We start from the raw sequence: 17,560 nt of genomic DNA on the forward strand, positions 1-17,560 counted from the left end.
CCCGAGGGGAGTGGCGCGGCCCGGACCCGTCATTCCTCCATTCACCCCTCCTCTCGGCCCAGGAGCAGCGCTGCAGTGGCCACCGCCCCCGCGGCGCGGTCGAGGTCGACGCCGGAGGCCTCGGACTCCTCAGGGCCCTCGGATCCCGGGGACGCCGTTCGAGGGCCGACGCCGAGCGTGCGCACCTTCCGGGCGATCGCACGGCGCTCACCGTTGGAGAACCCGCCGAACGTGCGGCGCAGCAGCGGCAGCACCGCGCCGAACGACTCACCGTCCAGAGCGCACAACCACGTGTCGACAAGGCGCAACAGCCCTTCGTCGTGCACGAGCACCTGCCCTTCGCCCCCGAGGAAGCCCGCGATCCACGCCGCCGCGCGCTGCGGCTCCGACCCGCGCGAGGCCGCACGGCTCAACCGCCGGAGCAGTTCCCCGTCGCCCAAGCGGCCGCCGTCGCGCAGCAGCCGGTGTACCCGGCCCGCCACGAGGCCGGGCACGCCCGATCGCGTCGACAGCCGGACCAGCGCGTCCCACCAGGAGCGCTCGGAGGCACCCCCGATCAGAACCGCCGACCGGTGGACCGCCTCCACCGCACCGCACATCTCCTCGGCGGCCTCCTCCGACAGGTTCGTGACGGCAGGCCCGATCCCGGCGCACACCCGGTCCAGCAGCATCGCCGCGACGCGACGCAAGGGGGCGCTCGCGGTGCCGCGCACGTCCCCGTACCGGGCGGCGCGGGCCAGGGGCGGCACGGCGTCCATCAGTGCTGCCGTGTCGGAGGCGTGCGCCGCGCGCGCTGAGGCGCGGTCCAGCACCGCCTCCAGAGCACTGTCGAGCCCGGCCTTCAAGCAGTGCTCGGCCAGCGTGGTCAGTCCGGTGAGATCCGCGTGCGCCGCGCGGTCGCGTGTGCGCGCGTCGGCGGCCGAGGCGACGTCCGAACCCCAGACAGAGGCGTCGACGACCGCCGCCTCCAGCTCCGGGTACCAGGCCACCCGCCAGCGTTCATGGAAGGAGCCCAGCACGCGCACCGGATCGGCGACGGGAACACCCCAGTCCACCTCCAGCATGCGCAGCCGGTGCAGCAGGGCACTGCGGGCGCGCCCGTTCTCCTCGCGCAGGTCGAGGTCGAGGTCGCGCGGCTCGGCGTCAGGACGCAGGCGCAGACGGCGCTGGTGCGCTTCGAGGTCTTTCTGGAGCGGCACCTTGGGCACCGACGGCGGGACGCGGCCCAGGCGCTCGGCGGTCTCCATGGCCGCGCGCACGCGTTCGGCCTTGAGGGCGGACCCCTCGCACAGGACCGAGGCCACCGCCTCCCCGGCCTCGTCGAGTCCGGGGAGGGGGCGGCCGCGCAGCGCCGCCAGCGCCTCGCACAGCCGGACGCCTTCGATGACATGGGCCGTGGAGACGTGTTCACCTTCGGCGCGCAGCAGCCGCGCCGCTTCGGACAGCCACCGCTCCAGTGGGCGGTCGGGGGCGGAGAAGAGGTGGTGGTACCAGCCGGGGGCGCGTACGCCCGCCCCGTAGCCGGAGGAGGCGCTGAGGCGACCGTGGCTCCACGGGATCCACGTCGTCTCGGCGGCGACGCGGGGCATGCGGCGCAGGAGGGCGGCGTCCTCGGCGGCCTTGGGGCGCTGCAGGAGGGCCGGGACGTGCCAGGCGCCGCAGACGACGGCGATCCGGGCGTGCCCGGCGCGCAGGGCCGAGCGCACGGCCCGGCGCATATGGGCCTCACGGCGGGCCTCGTGGAGGGGAGGTGGGCCGGGGGCGGTGCGGGCGCGGACCTCGGTCATGGCTTCGGCGATGGCGGCGAACGGCGACGGCGGGGCCAGGGCTGGGGCCGATCGCGCGTTAGGGAGGTGGTCGCGCTCGCGCCCGCGGTGCTCGATGGTGTCGTCCCACCAGCGCTCCGCGTCGTCGTATCCGGCCGCTGCCGCGAGCTCGGCGAGCGGGTCGGCGGGGCGGGCAAGAGGGGCGCCCCCGTCGCTCCCACCGTCCTCCACCGCCAGTGAGACGGACGCGGGGAGGTCGCAGAAGCGGACGTCGCAGCCGTGCTCATGGGCGTAGAGCAGGGCCTGCCACTCGGGGGAGAAGGAGGCGAACGGCCAGAAAGCCGAACGGCGCGGCCCGCTGCGCGCGCCGCGCGCGCCGGGGGCGTGCGCGAGCAGCGCGACCGGCGGTTCGAGCCCGCCGACCAGCGACAGCAGGGGGTCGGCATCGCTCGGCCCCTCGACGAGCACCGCGTCGGGGGCGAAGTCCTCCAGCTCCGTCCGGACGGCGCGCGCGGACCCCGGGCCGTGGTGCCGCACACCGAGCACGCGCACCCGCCCGGAGTCGGTGGTGTTCATCGGTGGTCCTTCCTCGGGGCGTCGGCGGGCGCTTCTCGTCTCGTTCGGGGGCGGGCCGGACACCGGCGGTCGGCCGCCCCTCCACGACAAGGCGGCTCCCACCGACACGCCCCGCCGCCGATCCTGTCGAAGGGGCGGCCCCCGGAGCCGGCGGCGCGTCGGCCGCGGGAACCGCCGCGAGGCGGTCCAGCGGCGGGAACCGGCCCACGCTCCGCAGGTCCGGGACGCCTCCGCCCCCGGCTCAATCGCTCACCTCCCGGCACGCCCGGTAGAACTCGCCCCACCCGTCGCGGTCCCGGGCGACCGTCTCCAAGTACTCCCGCCACACCACACCGTCGGACACCGGGTCGCGCACCACCGCTCCGTGCACTCCGGCCGCCACGTCGGCCGGGCGGAGCACCCCGTCGCCGAAATGCGCCGCCAGCGCCATCCCCTGGGTCAGGACCGAGATCGCCTCGGCGGTGCTCAGCGTCGCCCCGGGCGAGGCCACCTCGGCGCGGCCGTCCTCGGTCGCGCCCCGGCGCAGCTCCCGGAAGACCGTGACCACGCGGCGGATCTCCTCCATGCCCGAGGAGACCTCGGGCAGCCCGAGCGAGCGCCCCATCTCGTCCACGCGCCGGGCGACGATGCCCACCTCCTCTTCGGCCGTCGCGGGCGAGGGCATGTGCACCGTATTGAACCGGCGCCGAAGCGCCCCCGAGGGGGCGTTCACCCCGCGGTCGCGGTCGTTCGCGGTGGCGATGAGGTTGAACCCGCGCCGCGCCTGCACCTCCTCGCCGAGCTCGGGGACGGGCAGGGTCTTCTCGGACAGGACGGTGATGAGCGCGTCCTGCACCTCCGACGGGATGCGGGTCAGCTCCTCCACGCGCGCCAGGCGCCCCTCGGCCATGGCGGTCATGACCGGGCCGGGCACCAGCGCGCGACGCGACGGCCCCTCGGAGAGCAGCCGCGCGTAGTCCCACCCGTAGCGGACGGCGTCCTCGGAGGTCCCGGCGGTGCCCTGGACCAGGAGGGTCGAGTCGCCCGACACGGCCGCGGCCAGGTGCTCCGACAGCCACGTCTTCGCCGTGCCGGGCGCCCCGACCAGCAGCAGCGCGCGGTCCGTGGCCAGCGTGGCCACGGCCACCTCCACGATGCGGCGATCACCCACGTACTTGGGGGAGACGAGGGTGCCGTCGCCGAGCTCGCCGCCGAGCACGTAGGTCACCACCGCCCAGGGGGACAGCCGCCAGCCGGGCGGCCGGACGCGGTCGTCGGCCCGCGCCAGCGCGGCGAGCTCGTCGGCGTGGCGCTGCTCGGCGTGCGGCCGGAGCACGTCGGCGGGTGGGCCCGTGCGGGTCGGACCGGTGTCGCTGGGGGTCACTGGAGCTCCTCGTGGATCCGGCGGCGGAGGCGCAGGACGTCCTGCAGGTCGGACAGGGCCGCGGCGGCGCGGGGGCGGTCGCCGGGGCGGGGGCGGCGCACGCGGGCGCCGAAGGCCGGGGGAAGGCGGCGGGCCGCGACCCGGCACAGTTCGGGCAGGTAGGACTCGTCCGGACCGGTGGGGGCGGCGTCGACGGCGCGCGCGGCGGAGTCGGCGAGCTCGTCGGTCCATGGGCCCGGAACGTGTTCGAGGACGCGCAGCGGGAACTGTGTGCCGGGCGCGCCGGTGTCGCCGACGGCGTCGGCGGCCCAGGCGCACCGCTGCTCGGGCGGCAGCAGCGCGAGCAGGGCGGGGCCGCGGCTGCCGTAGACCGAGTGGCCCTGCAGGAGGCGGTCCATGACCGGGCCGAGCAGGGCGGCCGCCCACTCCCGGTCGCGCTGCACCACGGCGGCGTTGGCCAGGGCGTCGAGCAGGTCCCAGTCCCGGGCGGAGGAGGCCGCGCGGACCACGCCCGCCCGGTCGTCGGCCAGGTGGCCGATCCACGTGCGGAGCGGGGCGTGGGCGACCAGGGTCCAGAGCCATTCGCGGCGGATCTCCGGTGAGGCGGCGGGTCCTGCCGCCGAGAGGGTGCGCAGCCCGAGGGCGGCGCCCAGCGCGCGGTCGGAGGGGTCGGGCAGGCGCGCGGTGGGGCGGCCGCCGGTACCGAGGCGGACGTGGGCGCGGACCCGGCGGGCGAGCGCGTCACCGCGCTTGGAGCAGGGGAGCCGCGCCAGGAGGGCGGAGGCCAGCGCGCGCACACCGGGTGCCGGGTCGCGCAGCGCCGTGGTGAGGAAGTCCTCGTCGCCGGGGGACAGGCGCTCCTCCAGGGCGGCGAGGATGCGGCGCTTGCCCGCGGAGTCCTGGGCCGCCCAGTGGTCGGCGGAGGGGACGCGCTCCTCCGGCGGCCAGGAATCGGGGAGGAAGGACCACGCGGGGGAGAGGGAGGCCAGCCATCGCCCGCGCTCACCGGTGACGGGCACGATGGCGGTGCGCAGCGCGCGGTGGCGGTTCCCGGCGTCCAGGAGGCCGGGCAGGGTGGGCGGCGGGGCGAGCAGGCCGCGCGCGCGGGCGAGCTCCAGCCATTCGGTGATCAGCTCGGGGTCGTCCCGTTCGAGGAGGGCGTCGAGCGCCGCTCCGGCGGCCGGGCTGGCCCAGGGGGAGGTCTCGGCCGGTGCGGTGGGTACGGGGGCGGCGGTGGTGGGCCGCGCACCGGCGCGGTCCCGGACGACCGCGAGCGCCGCACGGTCGAGGAGGATGAGCGCGGGGTGCCCGGGGCCGTCCTCCGTGCCGTCGTCCGTGCCGTCGTCTGGGCCCGGCTCTGCCGCGCTCGGCTCCGCACGGTCCGCGCCCCGGCCGTGCCCCTCGCCTTCACCGCCGGGGACCCCGGCCCGCGCCGTCCCCACGAGCGCCGCGGCGACCAGCTCGTCCCACGGGACCGACGGGGAAGGGGGGAACGCGTCCAACGGTGGCCTTTCCGGGTGGGGTGCACTATTGGAGTCCGAACGGGCGGCCGTGGTTCCAGGCCGCCCGGATCGCGTCAGGCGCATGCGGGCAGGGCGGTGCGGCCGGTCCGCACGAGGGGGCACCGGTCGCGGGCGGCGCGAGGGAAGACCACGCCGCCCGCGAGCGGGGCGGACTCCCCGAGCCGGACGATCGGCCCGGGGAGCGTTCAGAAGAGCGACGGCGGCTCCGCACTCACGAGGCGCGCAGGGCGGGGCCGGAAGGCCTCTCGCCGGAGGGCCGCCGTCCGCGTGGCCGGATCGGCTCCTGCTGCTCGTCCGGAGTGACGGGCCCGATGACCCCGCGACCCGGCTTGTCCTGGGAGGGGAGCGCAGTCGTGGGCCCGCCCTGGCGTCCACGGCTGCGGGAACGCCGGGTGCACGGGGCGCGCGTGGCCAACGGCCCCTGTGGAGGGCGGTGTCGGTGCGGTCGCCCAGAGCGTGGCGGGATGGCCCGCGCCCTTGGGGTCCGCCGGACACCCGGAACGGGTGCGGAGGGGCCCAGTCCCCTTGAGGGGGACGGGCTGATCGCCGCGGCCGCCGGGGGCCGTCCGCCGGGTCGCGGCGGAGGTGCGGGCGCGGGTCAGGGAGGCCTGTGGCCGCGGCTCAGCCGCCGCGGAGGCGACCCGCTTCGCAGAAGGCTCTGTCGCGCTCAATGCGGCTCCTCCTGAATGTGGCGAACGGTTCCGGGGCACGGGACCGCCCGGGATGCCGGAGGGACCGGCCCGCCGGAACCGGCCTCCGGTGCGCGGCCGCCCGGCGGCCATACCGTCAGCGGGCGCACCCCCTCCGGCGTCCACTCGGCGGCCACGGTCACCGGCGCGCCGCCGCTCACCGCGAGCAGCCGCCACGGGGGAGCGGCCTGCGGGCACACCGGAAGCGCCGCCCCGTCCGCACCGACCAGGCACCACCACCCGGATGCGTCCCGCGCGGGCCGCACCCCCTTCAGCACCACTGGCCAGGCCTCCAGCCACGGGTCCGCGGCCAGTGCTTCGGCCCAGGAGCGCAGCGCGTCCTCCGCGCCCCCGCCGGGCGGCGCCGCGAGCGGACGCTCGCCGCGCACCCCGGACACCGACGCCCGGTGCTCGGCGGCGCGGAAGACCACGTCCGCGTCGGCCACCGTCCCCGGGCGCAGCGGCGCTTCGGGCTCGCCCCCCTCCTGCGCGAAGGCCAGCACCAGGGCGATCCGCCCGCTCGACGCCCCCCGCAGCCAGGTCCGGCACCCCGCCAGCCGCTCGCCGGAGAAGTCGTGGCGCCCGAGGACCTGCCAGGAGTCCCGCACCGGTGCCGACTCCGGCCCGGGGCCCAGCCCGACCCGGGAGAGCACGGTCGCGCGCAGTCTGTCGGGCAGCCGGTCGCGGCGCCGGTAGCCGGCGGCGAGCAGGCGCAGCAGCGCCGCCTCGGCCAGCAGCCGCGACGGCCAGTCGGGGGAGGTCGGCGCCCCCGCGGACCCGACCGCCCCCGCCAGCGCGCGCACGCGCCGCGCCACCCGCCCCGCCTGGGCGTCCACCAGCCGGGCCGCCATGCCGTCCCAGTGCGCGTATCCGGCCGTCCGCGCGTCGGCCAGGCCGGTGTCGACCTGGTCGCGCAGCCATAGTTCGAGGTCGGCCAGGCCCGCGGCGACCCGGTCGGCGCGACGGCGGGCCCGCTGCTCGACGGCCCGCAGGGCGGCGGCCCGGCGGTCCGGCCAGCGCACCACCCACTCGGGGGGAGGGGCGTGGCCCGCCCCGCCCCGGCTCCACAGCAGGAGCAGGGCCAGCGCGTGGGGGCACATCCTGCGCCGTACCGGGCACCCGCACCGGTGGAGGGGGCCGCCCCCCGAGTCCGGCAGGCGCACGGCGACGCGGAGCGGGGCGGAGGCGCCCCGGGCGTGTTCACCCCAGACGGTGGTCCCGGGGCCGGACCCGTCCTGCCCGGCCCCGGGACCCCACACCTCCCGAGCCGCGCCCAGGACGGGCCAGGAGCCCTCGTCGGCCGCCGTGAGGACGTCCGACCGGGAGGAGCCGTCGGGGACGAGCCCCCAGACGTCGTCGGCGCTCCAGTGTGTGCTCACATCCCTGAAACTACGGGGCGGGTACGACATTTTCGGGTCGCACGGCGGGTGCGAAGGGCGGACCTCCCTCCGGCGGTCCCGTCAGGCGGCGTGAGCGCAGGCGGGGGGCGGCGGGCCGGATACCGGGGCTCCGGTGCCCTTGAGCGTCTAGGGTTTCGGGGCATGGGGTGTGACCGCCGCCCGGGCACGCACTCGGTGTCCTCTCCCGGCTCCGGGTTCCGGGAGGGGTGTCGAGACGGTACGCGTTCGGCAGGATACGGTGAGTTGCGCATCGACCAGGGGAGAGTGCTGTGACCGGGGGAGACGCAGACCGCAGGGAACTGCTCAGGCTGCTCGTGGGGCCGTGGGTCGGCAAGGCCGTCGCCGTCGCCGCCGAGCTCGGCGTGGCCGACGGGCTCGCCGACGGCCCACGCACCGGCGCCGAGCTCGCCGACGAACTGCGCGTGCGGCAGGAGCCCCTCGAACGGCTGCTGCGGCTGCTGGCCTCCGTCGACCTGGTGCACGACGACGCCGGGCGGTACGCGCTCACCTCAACCGGCGAGCTGCTCGGATCCGCCCACCCCGCCTCCATGCGCGAGCAGGCCCTCCTCTACGACTCGCCCTACTTCCGCGAGGCCTGGGACCGGCTCGCCGAAGGGGTGCGGACCGGAGTCCGCCCCTTCGAGGCCGCATTCGGCGAGGACGTCTTCTCCTTCATCGCGTCCCGTCCGGAGGAGGCCCGACGGTTCTCCTCCGGGATGGCCGCGGGGGTCGGTTACGCCGACGCGCTCGCGTCCTCCTTCGACTTCTCAGGGGTGTCGAAGGTCGTCGACGTCGGCGGCGGCGACGGCGCCGTCCTCGAAGCCGTCCTGAGCCGCCACGAGCACGTCATCGGCGTGCTCATGGACCTGCCCGCCGCGATGGAGCCCGCGCGCGAGCGCCTGCTGCCCTACATCGCCGAAGGCCGCTGCACGGTCGTCGAGGGCGACTTCCTCCAGGGGGTCCCCGGAGCCGATGCCCACATCCTCAGCCGTGTCCTGCACAACTGGGACGACGCCTCCGCCCAGCGGATCCTCTCCAATTGCCGCGCCGCCATGCCCGCCGGGGGCGGCCGGGTGCTCATCGCCGAACGCGTCCTGCCCGACCACGGGCACCCGTGGCTGTCGCTCGCCTTCGACGTGCACATGATGGTGATGACGGGCGGTGGCGAACGCACCGGATCCGAATATCAGTCCATCCTGAAACAGGCGGGGCTGCGTCCCGTAGGGGAAACGGAGATGCCATTGGAGATGCGCTTGTTGGAGGCCGCTCCGGTGCACGGTTGATGTCGGGGAATGCCGCCGAGAACCCTGGCCTGCGGGCGGCCCGGGGGCCGTAGGTCCCTTGATCACGAGGCGCGCCGTGGATTTCCGTGAAAACCCCCTCAAGGCGCCAATGGGGCGATACGATCTTGCACACGGGGGTGATCGTGAAGTTACGCGGGGGCGCGACTGAGAGGCGGCGCGGCGTGCATGGAGGACCTATGGAGCGCTTCCCATGCGGGAGTGCCACAGTGGTGCCGGTCCGGGGCGAAATCGACATCGCCACCGCGGACCGGATGCGCGATGACGTGATCGACGCGGCCGCGGTCGGCGAGCGCAGATGCGTGGTGGTCGACCTCTCCCGGGTGACGTTCTTCGACGCCAGCGCGGTCCGGGCGGTCCTCGCCGCCTACAAGGTCCTGACGGCGCAGGGGCGCCACATGGTGTTGGCCGAGCCGACGCCTCAGGTGCAGCGCACCCTCGACGCCCTCAGGATCGACGAGCTCCTGGACGTGTACCCCATCGTCGAGATGGCGCTCGCGCACGTCCCCGGGCACCGTGGCCGGGTCCCCGGCCCCGGACGCGACTAGGGCGTGTTTCTCGGATCATTTTCGGCTCGCGACCACCAGGACGACGCTCGCTGCGCCGGGACGCTCGAGCAGCCAACCAGGATGAACTTCGCGCCCCGTCTTGCGAGCGCCGCCCGGGACGGCCGCTCGCTGATCGAAAAGCCTCCGAGAAACACGCCCTAGACCCCGCGGCCCCTTCCGCCGTGCCGTGCCCCGGGCACGGGCCTCATCGGGGCCGGGCCGTCAGACCTGGAGTGTCCGCGTCACCAGTGTCGAATGCGAATCCGGCACCACCCACGGCCCGACCCCCTCGGGCGGGGCGGTGTAACCGGGGAGCCCTTCGAGCCCGCGCGTGCGGTCGGTGACCCTGACCTCCACCTCCTCGGCGGAGTCGAACCGCATCCGCAGTTCCACCCCGCCCTCGGGAACGGCGGAAAGGCCGATCCTGAAGGCCGCCTCCTCATCATCGCTGCGCTGGATCTCGGCGTTCCGCTCCTGAGGACCCGGGTTCCGTTCGCCCGCACCCGGATAGGCGATCTCCAGCTCCTCGGGGACGCGTCCCAGGTCCACGCGCAGGTCGGTGGCGCCACGGGCGGAGCCGACCCGCAGCACCGCTTCCCGGCCCGCCACCTCGTCGGGCGGGGCGGGGCGGAGATCGGCCGTGGGGGCGGCCAGGTCGGCGGCCGTGGCGGGCCCCTGGGCGATGGGGAACCGCGGCGGTACCGCCGCCAGGAGGGCCGAGGCGTCGAACGGCACACCGCCGTCGACGTAGGGCGCCGCCCACGGGTGGCCGCCGGCGCCGCGCGTGGCCCACACGGCCTCCCCGGTGTCCGCGTCGAGGACGTAGGCCAGGTCCACCGGCAGCGGGTGCTCGGCGTCGATGTACCCGGGGCGCAGCACCGTCCCGGCCGCCACCACCGCGCCCGCGGAGACCAGGGCGACCGCAGCCCAGACCGGTCGGCGCAGCAGGCCGGGCGCCGACGGCCCCTCTCGGGCACCGTCGTCGCCGGGGCCGTCCTCTGCCGCCGCGGGCGCGGCGACGCGGTTCCGCCCAGGAGGCGGCAGGATGGTCTCCAGGACCGGGGCGAGCAGTACGGCCCCGGGCGCCCACAGCAGCGCCAGCACCGGAGCGCCCGCGATCCCGCTCTCGGTGAGCGCGGAGACCGCGGGGGCGACCAGCAGCAGGACGGCGCCCAGCGACCCCAGGGCCACGGCGGTGGTCCGTACGATCCGCATCCGTTCGGGGAGGGCGAGAGCGGCCGTGAGCCCTGCGCCCGCGAAGAGCGCGGGAAGCGTGTACGAGTGGGAGACCCCGGGCTCGAAGGCGCTCAGTGCCCCCAGCAGCGCGACCGCGACCGTGCCGCCGACCGCCGCCGCGGTCGGCCCCAGCAGCCGCCGTGCGGCCAGGTACCAGCCCGCCAGCACCCCGACGGTGACGGCGATCGACGCGGCGCGCAGCCACACGGGCCGGTACAGGTCGCCGACCAGCGCCAAGGCCGTGAGATCGGGCCGGAGCAGGAGGACGCCCTGCCAAAGGGCGAGTGCGGCGCCGTAGGCCAGAGCGGCGGCGGCCGCCGCCGCGACGATCCCGCCCAGCATCCGCGGCACGGTCGCGGCGCGGCGCATGCGTGCCGCGACGGCGGCGGCCAGCGACAGCGCCAGGGCCGCCGCGCCGATGGGCAGGTCCAGGGAGGAGGGGTAGACCACCATCCGCCCGGCCGCGGTGAAGTAGGTGGCCGGGTCCCCGCTCTCAAGGGTGCCCAGGTCGCGGTCGCCCAGCGCGCGGGCCATGCCGAGCATGTTGTCGCCGTGGTGCTGGAGCGTCGCACGGGACAGGTTCTCCACCGTGTCCTGTGCGCTGTGGTAGTGGGCCGCGTCCCCGCCGAAGGCCGAGTCCAGCCCGGCGAATCCGGCGTCCGTGAACACCGTCATGTCGGTGTCGTAGGGCTGGTCGGCGAAACTCGCGGCCGACGCGGAGTCGCCGCGCGGGTGGGGAGCCCCCTGGGCCAGGACACCGATGACGCCCGAATCGTTCAGCGGCGCCGAGCGGAAGACGGACGAGGGGCCTGAGGAGCCGCGGCCCTCCCAGTTCAACACCGCGCCGCCGTCCTGTCCCAGGGGGTGCTGGGAGGTGAACGCCTCCGCGCCGAGAAGCCCCGCCTCCTCGGCGTCGGTGAACAGGAAGACGATGTCGTTGCGGGGTGCGGCCCCGGCGGCCATCGCGCGCGCGGATTCCAGCATGGCCGCCACGGCGGCACCGTCGTCGCCGGCGCCGGGACTCCCGGGAACGGTGTCGTAGTGCGCGGCGACCACCACTCGGCCGGTGGGGTCCGTCCCGGGGAGCACACCGACCACGTTTTCGGTCGCGGCGGCGTTGACGGCGCCCGGCGAGGAGGTCGTGCCGACGGAGGACTGCACCTCGGTCTCCAGCCCGGTCTGCTCCAGCTCTCCGGCGATCAGGTCCCGCGCCGCCGCATGGTGGTCGGAGCCGGGCGGCCGGGGCGCGGCGGCGACGGCCTCCAGGTGGGCGGCGGCCCGAGCGGCGCTGAAGGCCTCCTCGGGCGCCGACGCCGGGGCCGGGGAGGGCGGGCCGGACAGCAGCACCGCCGCCGCGACGGCGGCGGTCAGCGCGGCGGCCGCGGCGAGTGCGGCCACCAGGGGGCGCGCAGGGGCGGCGGGCATGGGGCCTCCCTTCGCGCGGCAGCGTACCGGCGCCGGGAGCCCCGTGGCGCCCGCGGGCCGGAGTCGGCCGGTCAAGGGCCTTTCGGAGGCCGCATTCGGTCGGGGAGTCCCGTCCGCATCCCTATTCGCGCCGCCACGCAGCGTGTTTCGATCGTTCGCGTACGCCCCGGTACCCGACGATTCCGAGGATGGAACGATGCCCGAACGTAGACAGTATCCACCCCCCGCGGCGGTGAGCAGGCGCTCGGCCCTGCTCGCGGGGACGGCGGCCGCAGGGGGAGTGCTGTTCGGCGGAGCGGCGCAGGCCGCCGCGGCGCCGAGCCCTTCGGCCGCGCCCACCGTGCGCACCCGGGCCGCCTGGAACGCCCGGCCGCCGACGAACCCGGCCCAGGTGCTGAACCAGGCCCCCACCTACATCGTGGTGCACCACACCGCGACGCCCAACAGCACCGACTACTCGCTGGCGGCCGCATACGCCCTGTCCAGGTCGATCCAGAACCACCACATGGACTCCAACGGCTGGGCGGACACCGGCCAGCAGCTCACCATCTCCCGCGGCGGCCACATCATGGAGGGCCGCAACTCCTCGCTTCCGGCCATCACCAACGGCCGCCACGTGGTCGGCGCGCACGTGGCGAACTACAACACCCGGGCCGTGGGCATCGAGAACCAGGGCATCTACACCTCGGTCGCGCCCACGACGGCGCTGTACGACGCGCTGGTGGCGACCTGCGCCTGGCTGTGCTCGGCCTACGGGCGGCCGACGTCGGCCATCATCGGGCACCGCGACCTGAACGCCACCGCCTGCCCGGGCGACCGCCTCTATGCGCTGCTGCCGCAGCTGCGCGGCGATGTGGGCGCGCGGCTGAGCGCGATGGGGCTCGGGCGGCTGGCCGGGGCGGGGCTCGCCGCGGGCGAGATGCCGCCCTTCCCGGACGTCCCGGTGTCCGAGCCGGAGGGGCGCTTCCAGCACGGGCCCGCCCTGGGCCCACGGGACCCCGCCGCCTCTGCGGGATGAAACGCCCCGGCCGAAGGGCTGGGCCGCACCGGCCACAAGGGCGCATTCCCCGGTCGGCGCATCGCCGGCGGAGTCCTCCCCGTTCGGATTACCGCCCGGTCGACGTTCCCCTGACCGTCCTGTCATGACCGACGACCCGTAGCGACCGGCGCTGAAGAGCGCGCACACGACCGGCGGGGCGCCGAGCGCCCCGCCGGTCACGCGTTCCGGGGAGGATCCTCCCCGGGGCGCCCGCCCCGGAACGCGCTAGTCGATCCGTCCCATGTCCCGGAAGACCTTCACGGTGTCGTGGAACCGCGAACTGCTCAGCTTGTTGTACATCCGCAGGGCGTCGTAGATGTTGTAGGCCAGGACGGGCTCGGGGCGGAACGCTCCGAGGTCGAGGACGAGGCAGCGGTAGCGGTCGCTCGCGCGCGACTGGACGACCAGGTTGCCGAACCGCAGGAACGCGGCCACCTCGTCGGTGTAGCCGAGCTCCTCGGAGCGGTGCAGCCGCTCCTCGCAGACGGCGTTGTCCAGTTCGTCCGAGAAGGAGTCGGGGTCGCCGCCGCTGAGCTTGATCAGCTCCTGCGCCATCAGGTCGTCCACCTCGACCGTGTCGATGGCCTCCAGGATCTCCGGCATGCGGCGCAGCGCGGTGTCGACATCGGCCAGGGCCTCCTGGACGCGGGCGGCGCTGACGTGCGAGCGGCGGCCGGGGTCGGTGTCGAAGGCGTGCTGGCGCCAGGTGGCGGGGGGCGGGGTCCCGACGTCGAACGACTTGAGAGAGCGTCGGTACTCGTTCGCAGCCTCGGTGATCGCGCGGCGGGCCCGGCCGCGCTCACGGTGGAGCATGCGTGGCATCCTCTCTTGATCCGGCGTCGAATCCACCCTAGAACGCCGTTCCCCTTTTGAGAGGGGGATTGCGCAACGCGAAAGGGGCTTTCGGCCGCTATTCGGATCCGGCATCGGCCAGCGCCGCCATCGCGGCGCGTACCAGGCGCCGGGTCTGGGCCGGGCTGAGCTCCTCGCGGATGACCGCCAGCCGCCAGTACACGGGACCGAGGATGACGTCGAGCGCGAGCTCGGGGTCGGTGCCCTCGGGAAGCTCCCCGCGCTCGACGGCGTTGCGGATGACGACCCCGGCGATGCCGCGCTGCGTGCGCTGCAGCGCCTCCTCCAGGGTGGCGGCGATCTCGGGGCTGCGCGCGGCCTCGGCCAGCAGGTCGGGCACGATCTGCCGGGCGAGCGGGTGGCGCAGCGCCTGGGCGGCCGTGGTGACGAGCTCGTGCACGTCGCCGCGGAGCGAGCCGGTGTCGGGCACGGGGGTCACCTGCGCGGCGACCTCGGACACCACGTCCAGGACCATCTCCAGCTTGGACTTCCAGCGGCGGTAGACGGCGGTCTTACCGACCCCCGCGCGCTTGGCCACGGCCTCGATGGACAGCCGACCGTAGCCCACCGTGGCCAGCTCGGTGAACACGGCGGCACGGATGGCGCGCGTGACGTCCTCCTGCAGGACCGCGGCGCCGGCCGGTGCGCGTCTGGGGGCGGGCGTTTCGGGTTCGGCCATGTGACGAAGCCTAACGCAGGGCCGCGACGAAACGGTTGCGTTCTGTCGTGGCGTCGCCTACGCTCTCCAGCGGCGAAACGGTCGCGTCACGGCGGAGCGGCCGCCGACTCTACCCACCGCGGTCCCGAATCGAAAGCGAGCCGAGCGTGAGCAGTTCCCCGTCCTCCGCGCGGGCGGCGGCCCCGGCGGACGCGGACCCGGCCCCGGACACCCCCCGCGCTCCGGCCGCCGCAGGCCTCGCGGAACTCGCCGCGCGGCACGGGCTGGCCCCCAGCGGCAAGCGGCCGCCCCTGGGCCGGTACCTGAAGGCGCTGTGGCGGCACCGCCACTTCGTCGACGCCTTCGCCCGCGCGCGGGCCAGCGCCAAGTACAGCAAGGCCAATCTCGGACGGCTGTGGGAGGTCGGCACGCCGCTGCTCAACGCGGCCGTGTACTACCTGATCTTCGGCCTGCTGCTGCAGACCGACCGCGGCGTCGAGGACTTCATCCCCTTCCTGGTCACCGGCGTCTTCGTGTTCACCTTCACCCAGCAGACCGTGCTGGCCGGGGTGCGCGCGATCTCCGGGAACCTCGGCCTGATCAGGGCGCTGCACTTCCCGCGCGCCGCGCTCCCGGTCTCGCTGGCCCTGGTGCAGATGCGGCAGATGCTCGTCACGATGGGCGTGCTGCTCGTCATCGTGGTGGCCACGGGGCAGGTGCCGCAGTGGAACTGGCTGCTGGCGGTGCCCGCCCTGGTGCTGCAGTCGCTGTTCAACATCGGCCTGTCGCTCGTCTTCGCCCGCGCCGGCGCCAAGGTGAGCGACCTGGCGCAGCTCATGCCGTTCGTGCTGCGGACGTGGATGTACGCCTCGGGCGTCATGTACTCGATCTCGGTCATGGCGGCCGGCGCCCCGGCGGCGGTGCGGTTCATCCTCGACGTGAACCCGGCGGCCATCTACATCGACCTGATGCGCTTCGCGCTGATCGAGAGCTTCACCGCCTCGGACATGCCGCCCAACGCGTGGTGGACGGCCGCGGTGTGGGCCGTCGCGGTGCTCATCGGCGGGTTCGTCTACTTCTGGAAGGCGGAGGAGAGCTATGGCCGCGACTGAGGGGGCCACGGCGACCGCGGAGGCGGTCGAAGCGTCGGGCGCCCCCGCGCCCGACGCCCCGTCGGACTTCGGAGAGCCGACGGTCATCGCCGACGGGCTGCACGTGGTCTACCGGGTGCGGGGCGCCGCCGGGCGCTCCGGCGGCGGGGGTCCCGCCGCGCTGCTGCGCGCGCTGGCCCGCCGCAAGGGCGGCGGCGGTGCGCGCGAGGTGCACGCGGTCAAGGGCGTGAGCTTCGTGGCCCGCAGGGGTGAGGCGATCGGCGTCATCGGCTCCAACGGATCGGGCAAGTCCACCCTGTTGCGGGCGGTCGCCGGGCTGATCCCGCCGGAGCGCGGCAAGGTGTACACCAACGGCCAGCCGTCGCTGCTGGGCGTGAACGCCGCACTGATGAACGAGCTCCCGGGCGAGCGGAACGTGGTGCTGGGCTGCCTGGCGATGGGCATGACCCCCGCCGAGGTGCGGGAGCGCTACGACGACATCGTCGATTTCTCGGGGATCAACGACAAGGGCGACTTCATCTCGCTGCCCATGCGCACCTATTCCTCGGGCATGGCGGCCCGGCTGCGCTTCGCCATCGCGGCGGCGCGCGACCACGACGTGCTGCTGATCGACGAGGCGCTGGCGACGGGGGACCGCGCCTTCCGCAAGCGGTCGGAGAAGCGCATCAAGGAGCTGCGGGAGAAGGCCGGGACGGTGTTCCTGGTCAGCCACAGCAATAAGACGATCCGCGACACGTGCGACCGCGCGCTGTGGATGGAGCGCGGAGAGCTGATCATGGACGGCACGGCGGCCGAGGTCGTCGACGCCTACGAAGAGGCCAACGGCGGCGACTGAGCCAGGTCCCGTCTGTTGTTGATCTCGGGAAAAGCGACGCTACAGGCGCGGTTTTAGCGTCCATTTTCCCGAGATCAACGGGATTTGGGGCGGTGTCACTGTCCGTCGTCCGGCTCCTCCAGGGACTCGACGGCGTCGGCCAGCCTGCGCATCGCGTCCACGGTGCGGGCCAGCTCCTCCGGGCCCACGGCGTCGGCGAGGTGCGCGGCGAATTCACCGTGGGCGGGGCCGATCCTGCGCACGGCGGCCAGCCCTTCCTCGGTCGGGGCGAACAGCTTGGCCCTGCTGTGCGCGGGATTGGGCCGGTACTCGGCGAGGCCCTGCCCGACGAGGAGATCGGCCGTGCGCTGTACCGCCTGGCGCGTCATGCCCATGGCGCGGGCGATGCCCGACACCGTCAGCGGCTCGTGGAGGACCGCGCCGAGCACCTGCCAGCGCGCGGCGGTGAGCCCGGCGGGCCGCGCCATGGCCTCGGCCACCGCGAGGAACCGGCCGTTGAGCCGGAACGAGGTGAGGGCGGCCCCTGAGAGCAGCTCCTGCACGTCCGGTGTGGTGCGGGGCTCCGCCACTCAGACCCCCTCGGTCGCGCCGGCGGCGCGCTGGAGCACCTCGAAGGCGCTGGTGTCCTCGTGGGCGAAAAGGCGGTACCAGGCGTCGAGCACGTCGGGCTCGAAGACGTCGAGCCGGGCGAAGACCTCCCGCGCGAACGCGATCGGCGCGGTGGCCCCGGCAGTGACCACGTCCCCGCCGGTGACGGCGGGCTCGTCGCGGTAGTGCGCGGCCCCGGCATATCCGGTCGCCGCCAGGTAATCGGGTGCGTTCGAGGTGTGGGGCCGCTCGTCGAGCAGCCCTTCGCGGGCGAGCCCGGCGGTGGCCCCGCAGATCGCGGCCACGGGGACTCCGGCGTCGAGGAAGGCGCGTGCGGTCCGGGTGAAGGGCGCGAGCCGGTCGGCGTCGGTGTCCCAGGCCGAGGCGCCCGGGAGGACGAGCAGCGCGCTGTCGGCCGGGTCGAGGTCGGCGAGGGCGGTGTCGGGCAGGATGCGCACGCCGCCCATCGTGGTGACGGGGTCGGTGGTGAGGCCGACGGTGGTCACACGAGATCCGCCGGGCCGCTTGTGCGCGAGCCCGTTGCGCAGGTGCGGGGTGAGATACCCGGTCTCCCAGTCGGCGAGGGTGTCGTAGACGGCGAGGTGGACTGTTCCGTTCGTCATGACAACAGACTGTCGAATTGACAACG

General features: G+C 75.1%; 14 protein-coding genes. 5 read left to right on the forward strand and 9 right to left on the reverse strand.

Going from position 1 to position 17,560, the window contains the following annotated elements:
- Positions 1-41: 41 nt before the first annotated feature.
- The 4 genes from O4U47_RS10915 to O4U47_RS10930 form a co-directional block, all read right to left on the reverse strand.
- Positions 42-2,342 carry a DUF5682 family protein gene (locus O4U47_RS10915; protein WP_270677673.1) on the reverse strand — a complete coding sequence of 767 codons (2,301 nt, stop codon included), beginning with the start codon at positions 2,340-2,342 and terminating at the stop codon, positions 42-44.
- 241 nt (positions 2,343-2,583) lie between these two features.
- The gene (locus O4U47_RS10920; RefSeq protein ID WP_270677674.1) at positions 2,584-3,705 is read right to left on the reverse strand and encodes an ATP-binding protein; all 1,122 of its coding nucleotides are present in this window, start codon (positions 3,703-3,705) and stop codon (positions 2,584-2,586) included.
- Positions 3,702-5,207 (reverse strand): DUF5691 domain-containing protein, encoded by a 1,506-nt coding sequence (locus O4U47_RS10925; protein ID WP_270677675.1) that lies wholly within the window; start codon positions 5,205-5,207, stop codon positions 3,702-3,704. The genes O4U47_RS10920 and O4U47_RS10925 overlap by 4 nt, the downstream gene beginning before the upstream one ends.
- A gap of 688 nt (positions 5,208-5,895) precedes the next feature.
- Positions 5,896-7,296 carry an SWIM zinc finger family protein gene (locus tag O4U47_RS10930; RefSeq protein WP_270677676.1) on the reverse strand — a complete coding sequence of 467 codons (1,401 nt, stop codon included), beginning with the start codon at positions 7,294-7,296 and terminating at the stop codon, positions 5,896-5,898.
- A gap of 290 nt (positions 7,297-7,586) precedes the next feature.
- On the opposite strand from O4U47_RS10930, the gene O4U47_RS10935 reads away from it, so the two are divergent.
- The gene (locus tag O4U47_RS10935) at positions 7,587-8,600 is read left to right on the forward strand and encodes a methyltransferase (protein WP_270677677.1); all 1,014 of its coding nucleotides are present in this window, start codon (positions 7,587-7,589) and stop codon (positions 8,598-8,600) included.
- Positions 8,601-8,797: 197 nt separating this feature from the next.
- A complete protein-coding gene (locus O4U47_RS10940) occupies positions 8,798-9,166 on the forward strand; it encodes an STAS domain-containing protein (protein ID WP_270677678.1) in 369 nt (122 codons plus the stop codon).
- Positions 9,167-9,388: 222 nt separating this feature from the next.
- On the opposite strand, the gene O4U47_RS10945 is transcribed toward O4U47_RS10940, so the two are convergent.
- Complete coding sequence (locus O4U47_RS10945; protein WP_270677679.1) at positions 9,389-11,827, reverse strand: M20/M25/M40 family metallo-hydrolase; 2,439 nt, start codon at positions 11,825-11,827, stop codon at positions 9,389-9,391.
- A 196-nt stretch (positions 11,828-12,023) separates the two neighbouring features.
- Here O4U47_RS10945 and O4U47_RS10950 point away from each other — a divergent pair, with 196 nt between their 5' ends.
- Positions 12,024-12,845: a peptidoglycan recognition protein family protein gene (locus O4U47_RS10950; protein ID WP_270677680.1), complete on the forward strand. Its 822-nt coding sequence runs from the start codon at positions 12,024-12,026 to the stop codon at positions 12,843-12,845.
- Positions 12,846-13,091: 246 nt separating this feature from the next.
- Here O4U47_RS10950 and O4U47_RS10955 read toward each other — a convergent pair whose 3' ends face one another.
- Together O4U47_RS10955 and O4U47_RS10960 are read right to left on the reverse strand one after the other, a co-directional pair.
- Positions 13,092-13,679 (reverse strand): hypothetical protein, encoded by a 588-nt coding sequence (locus O4U47_RS10955; protein ID WP_270677681.1) that lies wholly within the window; start codon positions 13,677-13,679, stop codon positions 13,092-13,094.
- Between the two features lie 97 nt (positions 13,680-13,776).
- Complete coding sequence (locus O4U47_RS10960; RefSeq protein WP_270677682.1) at positions 13,777-14,397, reverse strand: TetR/AcrR family transcriptional regulator; 621 nt, start codon at positions 14,395-14,397, stop codon at positions 13,777-13,779.
- Between the two features lie 146 nt (positions 14,398-14,543).
- Between O4U47_RS10960 and O4U47_RS10965 the strand changes: the two genes are divergently transcribed.
- Together O4U47_RS10965 and O4U47_RS10970 are read left to right on the forward strand one after the other, a co-directional pair.
- Complete coding sequence (locus O4U47_RS10965) at positions 14,544-15,488, forward strand: ABC transporter permease (RefSeq protein ID WP_270677683.1); 945 nt, start codon at positions 14,544-14,546, stop codon at positions 15,486-15,488.
- Positions 15,475-16,323 (forward strand): ABC transporter ATP-binding protein, encoded by an 849-nt coding sequence (locus tag O4U47_RS10970; protein ID WP_270677684.1) that lies wholly within the window; start codon positions 15,475-15,477, stop codon positions 16,321-16,323. The genes O4U47_RS10965 and O4U47_RS10970 overlap by 14 nt, the downstream gene beginning before the upstream one ends.
- A gap of 95 nt (positions 16,324-16,418) precedes the next feature.
- Here O4U47_RS10970 and O4U47_RS10975 read toward each other — a convergent pair whose 3' ends face one another.
- Positions 16,419-16,892: a MarR family winged helix-turn-helix transcriptional regulator gene (locus O4U47_RS10975; RefSeq protein WP_270677685.1), complete on the reverse strand. Its 474-nt coding sequence runs from the start codon at positions 16,890-16,892 to the stop codon at positions 16,419-16,421.
- Positions 16,893-17,534, reverse strand: a complete 642-nt coding sequence (locus O4U47_RS10980) for a DJ-1/PfpI family protein (RefSeq protein WP_270677686.1) — start codon at positions 17,532-17,534, stop codon at positions 16,893-16,895.
- Positions 17,535-17,560 lie beyond the last annotated feature (26 nt).

It is taken from the genome of Nocardiopsis suaedae (assembly GCF_027706745.1).
GTDB classification, from domain to species: domain Bacteria; phylum Actinomycetota; class Actinomycetes; order Streptosporangiales; family Streptosporangiaceae; genus Nocardiopsis_A; species Nocardiopsis_A suaedae.